We start from the raw sequence: 11,657 nt of genomic DNA, 5'->3' as shown, positions 1-11,657 counted from the left end.
CTAACACCCGAAGATCAACCCGAATCGGTGGCGCACACAAACGAGCCCGCCGGTGTCCGGGTGTCCCCGGGACACCTGCGCGGGCGCGTCGGTCACGGACTCTGCGGTCCCCGCCGCTGCGGCAGCGACACCACGGAACCGTCGCCTCCCTGCCCGGCGGGCGGCAGCCCCGCGACCTGACAGAGCAGATCGCACCATGCGGCCAGGTGTGCCGCGGTGTCCGGCACTCCGCCGAACCCTTCGTGCGGCGCCGGCGTCCAGGAAGCCCGGATCTCGATCTGCGACGCGGGCGGACGCTGGGCGAGCCCGCCGAAGTAGTGCGACCCGGCGCGGGTGACCGTGCCGCTCGGCGCCCCGCACACCAGACCGCGCGCCCCCAGCGCACCCGTCAGCCACGACCAGCACACCTCGGGAAGCAGCGGGTCCGCCGCCATCTCCGGCTCAAGCTCCGCGCGCACCAGCGTGACGAGGCGGAACGTGCCGTGCCAGGCCTCGTGCCCCGCCGGGTCGTGCAGCAGCACCAGGCGGCCGTCCGCCAGGTCGTCGTCGCCGTCCACCACCGCCGCCTCCAGCGCGTACGCGTACGGGGCGAGGCGCTGCGGAGGCCGCGTCGGGTCGATCTCGATCTCAGGCCGAAGCCGTGCCCCGCGCAGTGCGTCCACCGCCGCGCGGAAGGGCAACGGAGCCGATTCCCCCACCTTCCCCTCCGTACTTTCCATCTCGCCAGCGCCGTCCGACCGTTGTCCCTGAGCCGCAGCCATGCGGGGAAGATTAAGGGGAACCGCCGCTTCGCGCAGGGAGGGACACCCCTGAGAGGGGGCTCGGTCAAGCCAGGGTGTCCCTCGGGACAGGGGGCGCACGGCCCCGTGCGAGACTTTCCGCGTGAGTGCCAACAACAGCCCCGCGGGCCAGCAGAACGCAGCGACGTACGACTCAGCCTTCATGAAGGCCTGCAGGCGCGAGCCCGTGCCGCACACGCCGGTCTGGTTCATGCGGCAGGCCGGGCGCTCACTTCCCGAGTACCGCAAGGTGCGCGAGGGCACGGCCATGCTGGAGTCCTGCATGATGCCGGAGCTCGTCACGGAGATCACGCTGCAGCCGGTGCGCCGCCACAAGGTCGACGCCGCGATCTACTTCAGCGACATCGTCGTCCCCCTCAAGGCCATCGGCATCGACCTCGACATCAAGCCGGGCATCGGCCCGGTCGTCGCCAACCCGATCCGTTCGCGCGCCGACCTCGCGCAGCTGCGGGACCTGACGCCCGAGGACGTCCACTACGTCACCGAGGCGATCGGGATGCTTACGGGCGAGCTGGGGTCGACGCCGCTCATCGGGTTCGCGGGTGCGCCTTTCACCCTCGCGAGTTACCTGGTCGAGGGCGGTCCGAGCCGTAACCACGAGCACACCAAGGCGCTCATGTACGGCGACCCGGAGCTCTGGGCCGACCTGCTCGACCGGCTCGCGGAGATCACCGGGGCCTTCCTGAAGGTGCAGATCGAGGCGGGCGCGAGCGCCGTGCAGCTCTTCGACTCGTGGGTGGGCGCCCTCGCCCCGGCCGACTACCGGCGCTCCGTGATGCCCGCGTCGAAGAAGGTGTTCGACGCGGTGGCCTCGTACGGCGTGCCGCGCATCCACTTCGGTGTCGGTACGGGCGAGCTGCTCGGCCTGATGGGCGAGGCGGGCGCCGACGTGGTGGGCGCCGACTGGCGGGTGCCGATGGACGAGGCGGCCCGGCGGGTCGGTCCCGGCAAGGCGCTGCAGGGCAACCTCGACCCGGCGGTCCTCTTCTCCACGCGCGAGGCGGTCGAGGCCAAGACGGACGAGGTGCTCGCCGCCGCTTCCGGGCTCGAAGGGCACATCTTCAACCTCGGCCACGGAGTCCTGCCGTCCACGGACCCGGACGCGCTGACGCGGCTCGTGGAGCACGTCCACACGCGCACGGCCGTCTGAAAGACGTCCGCCTGGTTGACGTCCGTCTGAAAGATGTCTGAAAAGGGTCCCTGTCCGATCGGGCAGTGACCCTTTTCTGTCAGAGGTCAGCAGGGTCTGCGCCACGCGTCCAGGTCCAGCCTCTTGCGCATGGAGGACAGGCCGAGGCGGCGTGTGCAGTCGCAGAACTCCTCGTTGGGCACGGCGTACTCGACGTGCAGGACCGCCTTGCCCGCCTTCACGAACGGGGTGAGCTCGGCGCACTCCTTGTACTGGGCGCACTCCTCATTGACGGCGAAGTCGAAGTCGTCGACCAGTCGAGGGATCTGCGGCAGGTCGTTCTTCAGGCCGACGGACAGGCCGCGGTCGTGCGCGAGGCGGGCGATCATCCGGTTGAAGGCCAGCTGATCGCGGGCGGTCAGGGGGAATCCGGTGCGGTTGAGGTAGCCGTCGAGGAGGTCAGGCTCCACGGCGTCGAAGCCCTTGCCGCGGCACATGTCGAAGCGTGCCGCCATCAGCGGGCGCAGCACATCGAGACGGCGGATGTCGAGCCAGCGCTCCCCTTTCCAGCCGTTGGGACGGCCGAGGACCGAGGCGGGGAAGTCGCCGCTGTCGGGGCGGAAGGACTCCCAGGCACCGGCGTTGACGTAACAGATGACGCGGCGCCCGTCCTTGTGCAGCCGGGCCACGTCGGAGGCGCGGTTCTCGAAGCCGTCGATGTCGTAGACGGGCACGTCCACGCGCGGATCGACGCGGCCGTCGAGCTGCCACTGCCAGGCGGTGCCGGGACGCGGCCGCCATGGTTCCGGGTCCGCTCCGTCCCGCGCGGCCGATGAACAGCCGGAGAGGAGGAGCACGGCGGCAAGGAGCGGGGCGAGCGCGCGGCGGCAGGTCACGACTCCTCCCCGCTGCCCGGGAACGGCGGCGGCTGCGTCCAGGGATTGGGCCCCGCCCCCGGCACCGCGCAGTGCACGCCCGCGCCCCGCCGCACCGCGGTGCGTCCGGCGAGGCGGGCCAGCGCCGGTGGCACCCCGTACACGAGGTGGCAGAAGTGCTTGGGGGAGTGCCGGGCCGTCCAGGGCGGGGCGGTGAACGAGCTCAGATACGTCGACCAGTGGCCCTCGAACGTGACGAGCAGATCGGCCGCGCGGGCATAGCCGGGCGCCGGATGCACGCCCGGGTTGAGCACCACCGTCCGCGCGCCACGCCCCCGCGCCGAACGGACCAGGCGCCGGCAGTGCCGCAGCTCACGGCGGCCGGGCGCGACCCGGTCGAGGAAGCAGCCGTCCACGCCGTACCAGGCGCGATGGCGGTCCAGGTCGTCGGTGACGGCGGCCGCCGGCCGCCGCCCGTACGCCGTGTCGACATAGCCGAGCACCCGCACCCCCGCCTCGCGCAGCGCGCGCGAGGCGGAGGTGAACGCGGGGTCGGGGGCCTGCCCCGGGCCGTCGGCGGCGTTCAGTACGACGCCGTACAGCTGGGGCGCGGCCGCCAGGAGCGCCTGCCAGGCCGCGGGGTCCGCGGCCGGGTGGACGTACAGCGGCACCAGCAGCGTCATCGGGGATCCCCGACGGCGTGCCCGATGGGTGACGATCCGTCGGCGGCCCACAGCGCGGTCAGGGAATCCCGCAGCGAGCGCGCCGGTGTCCAGCCCAACTCCCGTTCCGCCGCGGAGATGTCGGCGCACTGCCAGGGCACGGCCACCGAGCGGCCCACCTTGCCGAGGGTCTCCTCCACGCGCCCGGTGAAGCCCGCGGCGGCCACCAGACCGTGCATCAGATCGCGCACCGGCACGGCACGGCCGCTGCCGATGTTCAGCAGGCGCGGCCGCGCCGATGTGGTCAGCGTCAGCGCCACGGCGTCCGCCACATCGCGTACGTCGACGAAGTCCCGGTGCGCCGACAGGTCGCCGACCCGGACCGTGCCGTGCGGCGTACGGGACAGCGCAAGGCGCAGCTCGCCGGTGAGCCGGCCCGGGAGCCCGGCGCGGGAGGCGCCAGGACCCACCGGGTTGGTGACCCGCAGGACGAACGCGTCGAGCCCCGCGTCGAGGACGGCGAGGGTGCCGGCCAGCTTGGTCGCGCCGTACGGGGCGACCGGGCGGGCGGGGGCGTCCTCGGGGGTCCGCTCGCCGATGCAGGTCGGCCCGTACTCGGCGGCCGAGCCGAGGTGCACCAGGCGGGCGGTGGGCGCCACGGCCCGCAGCGCGTCGCAAAGGACCGCGGGGCCACGGGAGTTGACCTCGGCGAGGGCGAGCACTCCGCCGCCGACCGCGCCCGCGCAGTTGACCACGGCGTCGGGCGCGGCCCGCACGAGCTGCTCGGCGAGGGCGTCGGTGGTCACGCGGGCGAGGTCGATCCGGAGGTCGTCCGAAGGGGCGCGGCCGCCGCGGAGCAGCCGCACGCCCGGCAGGGCGTGCAGCCGCTCGGCGATGTGCCCGCCCAGGTATCCGGTGGAGCCCAGGACGAGAATGCGCACGGTGTCGTCACGCCCCCTTGAGGAGCAGCGAGCGGTGCGTGGTGAACTCGGCGTTCGCGCGGTCGTAGTCGTCCGGGCGGCCGATGTCGAGCCAGTAGCCGTCGAAATCGTAGGCGTGCGGCGGGGTTTCGGACTTCAGCAGGTCGAGGACCAGTTCGTCGAAGCCGAGCGGAAGGCCGGGTGTGTAGGGGGCGAGGGTGTCGCGCGAGACCCCGTACACCCCCATGGAGACGCGGTAGTCGATGCTCGGCTTCTCCGTGAAGGCGACCACGCGCTGCGAGTCGGTGGTGAGCACGCCGAAGTCGATGTTCACCTCGCGTGCGTACGTCGCGATGGTGAGCGGGGCCTGCGACGCGCGGTGGCTGGTGAGCACGTCCGCGTAGTCGAGGTCGGTGAGGATGTCGCCGTTCATCACGAGGAAGTGCTCGGGAAGGCGGTCCATCATCGTCAGGAGCGGGCCCATGGTGCCGAGCGGGCTGTCCTCCGTGGAGTAGCCGACGCGCAGGCCCCAGCGGGCGCCGTTGCCGACGTAGGCGCGGATGATGTGGCCGAGGTGGCCGATGGCGATGGTGCAGCTGGTGAAGCCTGCGGTGGCCAGCTGGCGCAGCACGATCTCCAGGATCGCGTGCTGGTCGCCGATCGGGACGAGCGGCTTGGGCAGGGCGGTGGTGTACGGCCGGAGCCGGACGCCCTTGCCGCCGGCGAGTATGACTGCGTGCATGGTGGAACTCCCTTGCCTGGAAGGCGAGTTGAGGTGAAGGGCCGAGTGGGCGTCAGATGTTGTAGATGTCCGTCTTGTAGCGGGCGAGGTTGGCCGGGTCGCGGAAGAACTCGACGGTGCGGCGCAGGCCCTGCTCCAGGTCGTGGGCGGGGGCCCAGCCGGTGGCCGCGCGCAGCCGGGTCGCGTCGGCGACCAGGCGCATCACCTCGGAGGCCGCAGGGCGGATGCGCCGCTCGTCCTCGCGCACGTCCAGATCGGCGTCCATCACCTTGCCGATGAGCCGCACCAGGTCACCCACCGAGATCTCGCCGCCGGTGCCGGCGTTGAAGGTGCGGCCCACGACGGCGTCGGCGGGCGCGGTGCCCACCGCGATGAAGGCCTGCGCGGTGTCCGCCACGAAGGTGAAGTCACGGGTCGGCCGCAGATCGCCGAGGGTGATCTCCCGTGATCCTGCGGCCACTTGGCCGATCACGGTCGGGATGACGGCCCGCATCGACTGGCGTGGCCCGAAGGTGTTGAAGGGGCGCAGGGTGACCACGGGCGTCTCGAAACTCGCGTGGTAGCTGTCGGCGAGCCGGTCGCCGCCCGCCTTCGAAGCGGCGTACGGGGACTGGGTGTTGATGGGGTGGTCCTCGGTGATCGGCACGGTCTGCGCGGTGCCGTAGGTCTCGCTGGTGGAGGTGTGCACCAGGCGGGGGATCTCCAAGTGGCGGACGGCTTCGAGGATGTTGAGGGTGCCCGTGACGTTGGTGTCCACATAGCTGTGGGGGGCCTGGTAGGAGTACGGGATCGCGATGAGGGCGGCCAGGTGGTAGACGGTCTGCGCGTCGGCGACCAGGCCGCGGACCGAGCCCGGATCGCGTACGTCGCCCAGGACGATCTCGACCTCGGAGAGCACGTCGGGGGCGAGGGTCTCCAGCCAGCCGTAGGACGAGAAGGAGTTGTACTGCGCCATCGCGCGGACCCGGTGGCCCGATGCGACCAGGGCTTCGGTGAGGTGCGAGCCGATGAAGCCTTCGGCTCCGGTGACGGCGACGAGCGGTGCGGAGGGCATGGGTGCTCCTGAAGACGGTTCGGTGACGGAAGATGACGGAAGATGACGGAAGGCGACGGAGGTGGTGCGGCGGGCGGGGGTCTGGCCCGATGAAGGGGGCGCCGAGGGCGCGGGCGGGCTCAGGCGTGTGCCGTGGGCCGGCCCAAGTGGTGGACGGCGACGGCAAGGAGAGCCAGAGCCGCGGCCGTACAGCCGATGAGTTGTGCGGCGGGCGCGGAGAGCGCGCCGGTGTGCGGGAGGGCCGTGGCGGCGAGTGCCGCGGCCAGGCAGGGCGCGGCGGACGACCAGGCCGCGCCGAACGCCTGGAGGAGCAGGGCGGTCCACAACACGGCGCCGAGCAGCAGGAGTTGGACCGCGGGCGCGCCGACGACGGCGGCGCCCAGCGCGAGCGGTGCGAGATAGGCCGCGCCGCACAGCGCGAGTGCGCGGGTGGCGCGGAGCCGGAAGCCCCGGGGTGTGGTCGAGGCGTGCAGGGCGGCGACTGCGAGTCCGCGGTAGCGGTAGAGCAGCCACTCGGCGGGGCCCATGCTCAGGGTCAACACGATGACGGCGTACGGTTCCTGACGCCCCGCCACAGTCGTGAGCACTGCGGCCGCGAGACCGAACAGGCCGTACGGAACCGAGTGCACCAGGCGCGGTGCGGGACCCGGCGCCGGGGTGGCCCGCAGGGCCGAGCGCAGCGCGTGCCCGGCGGCGGCCGTCGCGAGCAGCAGGGTGAGCAGCGGCAGACCGGTCCGCAGGAGTTCCGGCGGCTGCCACCACGGCAGCGCGGCCGCCGCTGCCGCGACCGGTACCAGCGCCGCCGTAAGGATCTTCTCGCGGCCGAGCACGAGCAGCAACCCGGCAGCCGCCAGATAGCAGGACTGCCCGGCGGCGAACAGCGCGGCGGGTCCGGGCCCCGCGACCAGCAGCCCGGCGGCGGAAGCGGCGGCGATGCCGAGCGGCGCCCCGAACAGCAGGGTGCGCCCGGCCTCGTGCCGCCCCGCGGCAAGGCGTGCGTACGCCCGGTGGCTCAGCGCCTGGGACCAGGCCCAGGACACCAGGGCCGCGGCGATCAGCCCGTACAGCCCGGAGGCCGACCCCCAGGCGCCCTCCGCCAGCAGATACGCCGTACCCGGAAGCGCGAAGAGCAGTCCGCGCAGGGCGCAGCGCAGATGGTCGGGCCGCCAGGGGTCGCGCGGCACAGGCGGCTTCGGATGGCTGCGCGGCACCCGCCGGAAGACGGCGTCGGCCAGCGAGAACAGATCGGGGTGCCCATACGTCTCCTGGATCCGGTCGCCGGTCAGGCCCTGTGACTCCAGGAGCGCGGCGACCTCGTAGGGGTGGACGGCGGCGCCCGCGTCCTCGGCGAGCTCGGCCGCGAGCCGGTCGACGGGGTCGTCGGCGCGGGCGGGCCGGAGCGTGCCGCGGAGGTACGCGCGCGGCCGGTCGTCGGTGCTGGTGGTGCGGGGCGGGCGGGCCAGGCGCAGGGCGAGGGTGTCGTCGGCGCCGGACTCGTGGGTGCGGCCGGTGGTGGTGTTCGGGCCGTGGGTGTGCGCGGCGTGGGCCGCCGCGGCCCAGGAGGGTACGCGCCTGCCGCGCGGCCGCAGGGGCAGCGGGCCGCTCATCCGGCCACCTCGCCGGTGATGTCGCGGTGGGCCAACGCCTCGTAAAGGACGGCCTGTTGAACCTCTCCGGTGGCCAGCTCCTCGTAGATCGCGCGGAAGGCATCCACCGTCTGCCGGAGCGTGAACTGCTCGATCACCCGCAGCCGGGCCGCCTCGCCCATCGCCGCCCGGCGCTCCGGATCGCGGAGCAGTTCGAGCACGGCCCGCGCCATGGCCTCCGGGGCGCGCGGCGGCACCACGAGACCGGTCGGGCCGACGGCCTCCCGCACCCCGCCGACATCGGTGGAGACCGTGGCGCGCCCGCAGGACATCGCCTCGATCAGCGTGAAGGGGAAGCCCTCGCTGATGCTGGACAGCATCACCACATTGCCCGCGGCGTAGGCGTCCTTGATGTGCTCGACGCGGCCCTCGAAGACCACCGCGTCGCCGTGGCCGAGCTCCGCCGCCAGCGCCTGGCAGCGCTCGCGGTAGGCCTCGCCGCCGCGCGGTGTGCCGCCGAACAGGCGCAGGCGGGCGTCCGGGATCTCCTGCCTGACCAGGGCGAAGCAGCGGATCAGCGTCTCCAGGTCCTTGATCGGGTCGACCCGGCCCGCCCAGCTCAGGGTGGGGCTGTGCGGCTCAGGTCCTGCGGGCGGGAAGGCCTCGGGGTCCACGCCGTTGTAGACGGTGCGGATGAGGGAGGGGGCCGCGCCGCCGCGCTCCTCCCAGAGGCGGTTGTAGCGGTTGCCCGGGGTGATCAGGGCGGCCCTGCGGTACGTCTCCTCGGCGAGCAGCCGGAAGAAGCCGAGCAGCAGGGCCTTCACCGGCCAGCTGTACGGTCCTGTGCGGTAGCCGAGGTAGCGCTCGCGCAGATAGACCCCGTGCTCGGTCAACAGCAGGGGTACACCGTGGAGTTGATGGGCGATCAGTCCCGGCAGGGCCGCGATGCCGCCGCTGACCGCGTGTGCGACACCGCGCTCGGGAGGGCGGGCGGCGAGCGGCCGCAGCGCGTGTTCGAGCAGCCCGGTGGCGGTGACCGCGTCGTGCAGCGTCGGCCGCGCGTCGGCGACCGCGAGCCCCGGGGTGTTCCACACGGCTGCCAGGACGTGCACCGCACGGTCGGTGCGCAGCGCGGGGGAGAGGGCGCCGTCGCGGGCGTGCCGGGCGAGCTCGTGCAGGGCGGGCGCGAAGCCGTCCTCGGTGGCGGGGTCGAGCAGGGCGGTGAGGAACTGCTCGTAGGAGGCGAGGAGTTGGCGTGCCCGGCGGCCGCGAGGGGGATGCCCCGCCGGGGCCGGGCCCCACATCGGAAGACAGATGGGCTCGTCGACATTGCCCGGCAGATCCCAGGCGAGGCTCTCGCGACCGGTCCCGGTGACGGCGAGCACCCCGAAGTCGACATCGGGTATGCCCCGCACGAGCTGATCGCACCAGACACTGACGCCGCCGTGGCTGTGCGGGTAGGTGCCTTCGGTGAGCAGGGTGACGCGGGTCGGGGCCGATATGGGCACGGGTAAAGACGAGTTGGGCATGGTGGGGCTCCGCAGGTGAGATACGAACGCGAGGGAGCGGCGAACCGGGCCCCAAAAAGGGGCGCGGGGCTGTGACATGTGCGGCTCCGCCGCGCGGGCGCGACCAGCCACGGCGAACCCGCAGATTCAAACCGCAAGCCGGCGGGGCGATCAGCGCCCGGCAGGCAAGGCGCGCGGAGTGTGCCCGCCGGCGCCAGGTTTCACGTACCGCGAGGCCCCGACAGGCACCGGCAGCTTCTTGGCAGCCTTCGGGACATCGGCCCCGTCTGGCGTCCCGCCCGTCGCGAGGGCGCTCGGCAGGGCGATCGTGACCCGGTCCTGGAGGGCGCCAGGCGAGACCCAACCGGACGTTCTCCCGGCATAGGCGGACCCGAACGGTGCGGTGCCCAAAAGGAGCCGCTGAACGCTGCCGGCAGGCATGGTGGCCCGCACGGCCACGCCCGCCGGCGCCTGAACCGTCACGGTGTCACCGATCCGGTAGCCGGTGACGCGCCCGGCGTCGACGGCCGAGCCCCACGCCGCGCGCGAGCGCAGCTCGCCGCCGACGTCGGCCATCCGCAGGTTCACCACGGGCGCGTTCTCCGCGAACAGCGCACCGTACGCGTCGAGTACGGACCCCAGCACGGGGTACGCGATGCGGTCTTCGGCGAGGTTCGACTGGTGGATGAAGTGCGGCCGCGGGTCGTTCGCCAGGACGTGCCCGAGCGCGATCGTCGACTCGACGGGCACGATGTGGTCCTGGTAGCCGGTCGTGAGGTCGAGGGGCCGGTCCAGGCAGGTCGCGACGGAGGAGTTCTCGCAGACGCCGCTGCCGCCGTCGGCCTTGCGGGTGTAGATCCAGTTGTACTCGTCGATCTGCTCGCTGGTGCGGCCCGCGTTGTAGAAGACGTTCATCGGGTGGCGCGGCACGGTCAGGGACGGGCCGACCTGGCGCTGGGTCCGGTCGCGTGAGTTGTCCGAGCCGAGCCAGGTCACGCCGTTGTCCCGCAGCGCCGGGCCGAGGTTCGGGTTGTCGTCGGGCTGCTGCGGGAGCACCTTGAGTCCCGAGTGCTCTCCGGTGACCAACTCGCCGGTGACCAGGGGGAGTCCGGCCCGCTGTGCCCAGGCCCGGTTGTCGGAGATCTGCCCGGAGATCTCGGCGCGCGAGACGTAGCGCGTGCTGCCGTCCGCGTTCTTCGCGCAGGTCCACGGGACGGTGCCGACGTCCTGGACGCAGCCGAGGAAGGGGTGGTTGTAGGTGTGGTTGATCCAGCGGTGGTCGTCGCGGTCGGCGACGAACCGGTCGGCCAGCGGGTCCGAGCCGCCGTTCTCCTCGCGGAAGAGTTCGCTGCCGCCGCCGTTGAAGGCCATGTCGAGCGGGAACTTGCGGCCCTTGGACCACTGGGCCGCGTAGACGGCGTCGTCCGGCGTCATCCGGATCGGGTCGGGCGTGCCCTGGCCCGGCGGGCAGTCCACGTCGCCCGGAGTGCAGTTGAGCTCGCTGTCCCAGCGGTCGTCGGCGCCGAAGACGTCGTCGACGTGGACGGCGAAGTAGTTGCGGGACGAGCCGAGTTGGACGCCCTGCGTCAGCCAGTCGACGATGCCGCGGGCGAGCAGCCGGAACTGCTGCTGGTGCTGGTTGTAGACGAAGGTCACCACCAGCTCGCGCCGCCCGTCGTGCCGGTACTCGCCCACGAGCGAGCCGCGGCCGGAGCCGCCGGGGACCGGCGCGTCCACGTAGCTGGTGAAGTCGGCGCCGGGCGCGGGCTCGGCCAGGAAGCCGTAACTCTCCTTGACGGAGGGAGAGTTGTCCTCGAAGGGCACCTGTCCCGCGAGATAGCCGAACGGTCCGCTCCTGCCCGAAGCGGTCACCTGGGCCCGCACCCCGTCGAGCGAACCGCTGAACTTCGGTGTCTGGAGCCCCGCTTCGGGCCGGGCGTAGGTGTAGGCGTCCACCTGCGGGATCGCATACGTCTGCTCGTAGGAGGCGAGGGCGGCCATTTCCGCCGAACCGGCCCCGAACGGGTTGTCGTCGGGCAGCACGACGGCCTGGAACCTGGCCCGCGGCCGGCCGTTCACGGTGTCCGCGAGGAACGCCCCGTCGATCACGGGGCGGCCGCTCTGTCGCAGGTCGACGGTGGTGTACGGAGTGCCCTGGCCGTCCAGCTCGGCGGTGATCGCGGTGGTGGCGGGGCCCCCGTCGGTCACCACCAGGACACGCAGGTCGATGCGGGGCGCCTCGGCGGCCGACGCGGGAGCGCCGGGCAGTGAGAGCGCGAGAAGCAGAGCGGCGGCGCCGAGAGCCGCCGCTCGTGCGGTGTGATTCATGCGGTGTGTGGTCCCCTCCACGGTCGGGCCGCTGGGGTGTCTCCACCCAGCGG

10 protein-coding genes are annotated in these 11,657 nt (G+C 72.8%); 1 reads left to right on the top strand and 9 read right to left on the bottom strand.

The features are described 5' to 3' along the window. Positions 1–92: 92 nt before the first annotated feature. Entirely contained in the window at positions 93–761 is a 669-nt protein-coding gene (locus tag ACFWY6_RS38020; RefSeq protein ID WP_266871506.1) for a DUF3000 domain-containing protein, read from the bottom strand. Between the two features lie 121 nt (positions 762–882). Here ACFWY6_RS38020 and hemE point away from each other — a divergent pair, with 121 nt between their 5' ends. Continuing rightward, positions 883–1,950: a uroporphyrinogen decarboxylase gene (hemE, locus tag ACFWY6_RS38015; RefSeq protein ID WP_384700384.1), complete on the top strand. Its 1,068-nt coding sequence runs from the start codon at positions 883–885 to the stop codon at positions 1,948–1,950. An 86-nt stretch (positions 1,951–2,036) separates the two neighbouring features. On the opposite strand, the gene ACFWY6_RS38010 is transcribed toward hemE, so the two are convergent. The 8 genes from ACFWY6_RS38010 to ACFWY6_RS37975 form a co-directional block, all read right to left on the bottom strand. Next, on the bottom strand, positions 2,037–2,825 hold the full coding sequence (locus tag ACFWY6_RS38010) for an endo alpha-1,4 polygalactosaminidase (RefSeq protein ID WP_384700383.1): 789 nt from the start codon (positions 2,823–2,825) through the stop codon (positions 2,037–2,039). After that, positions 2,822–3,487: a spherulation-specific family 4 protein gene (locus tag ACFWY6_RS38005; protein ID WP_384700381.1), complete on the bottom strand. Its 666-nt coding sequence runs from the start codon at positions 3,485–3,487 to the stop codon at positions 2,822–2,824. The genes ACFWY6_RS38010 and ACFWY6_RS38005 overlap by 4 nt, the downstream gene beginning before the upstream one ends. Continuing rightward, the gene (locus tag ACFWY6_RS38000) at positions 3,484–4,407 is read right to left on the bottom strand and encodes an NAD-dependent epimerase/dehydratase family protein (RefSeq protein ID WP_384700379.1); all 924 of its coding nucleotides are present in this window, start codon (positions 4,405–4,407) and stop codon (positions 3,484–3,486) included. Before ACFWY6_RS38000 ends, ACFWY6_RS38005 begins: the two co-directional genes overlap by 4 nt. 7 nt (positions 4,408–4,414) lie before the next feature. After that, positions 4,415–5,128: an NDP-sugar synthase gene (locus ACFWY6_RS37995; RefSeq protein ID WP_384700377.1), complete on the bottom strand. Its 714-nt coding sequence runs from the start codon at positions 5,126–5,128 to the stop codon at positions 4,415–4,417. Positions 5,129–5,180: 52 nt separating this feature from the next. After that, complete coding sequence (locus ACFWY6_RS37990; protein WP_384700375.1) at positions 5,181–6,182, bottom strand: GDP-mannose 4,6-dehydratase; 1,002 nt, start codon at positions 6,180–6,182, stop codon at positions 5,181–5,183. A gap of 119 nt (positions 6,183–6,301) precedes the next feature. Further along, positions 6,302–7,789 carry a hypothetical protein gene (locus ACFWY6_RS37985; protein WP_384700373.1) on the bottom strand — a complete coding sequence of 496 codons (1,488 nt, stop codon included), beginning with the start codon at positions 7,787–7,789 and terminating at the stop codon, positions 6,302–6,304. After that, positions 7,786–9,276: a GT4 family glycosyltransferase PelF gene (pelF, locus tag ACFWY6_RS37980; RefSeq protein ID WP_384700371.1), complete on the bottom strand. Its 1,491-nt coding sequence runs from the start codon at positions 9,274–9,276 to the stop codon at positions 7,786–7,788. Before pelF ends, ACFWY6_RS37985 begins: the two co-directional genes overlap by 4 nt. A gap of 171 nt (positions 9,277–9,447) precedes the next feature. After that, entirely contained in the window at positions 9,448–11,604 is a 2,157-nt protein-coding gene (locus ACFWY6_RS37975; RefSeq protein ID WP_384700369.1) for a hypothetical protein, read from the bottom strand. Between the last annotated feature and the right edge of the window lie 53 nt (positions 11,605–11,657).

Origin of the sequence: Streptomyces sp. NPDC059037 (assembly GCF_042740015.1) — a bacterium.
Classification (GTDB): domain Bacteria; phylum Actinomycetota; class Actinomycetes; order Streptomycetales; family Streptomycetaceae; genus Streptomyces.
Note: the sequence above shows the minus strand (reverse complement) of the source record. Positions and strands in the feature narration are given on the sequence as shown.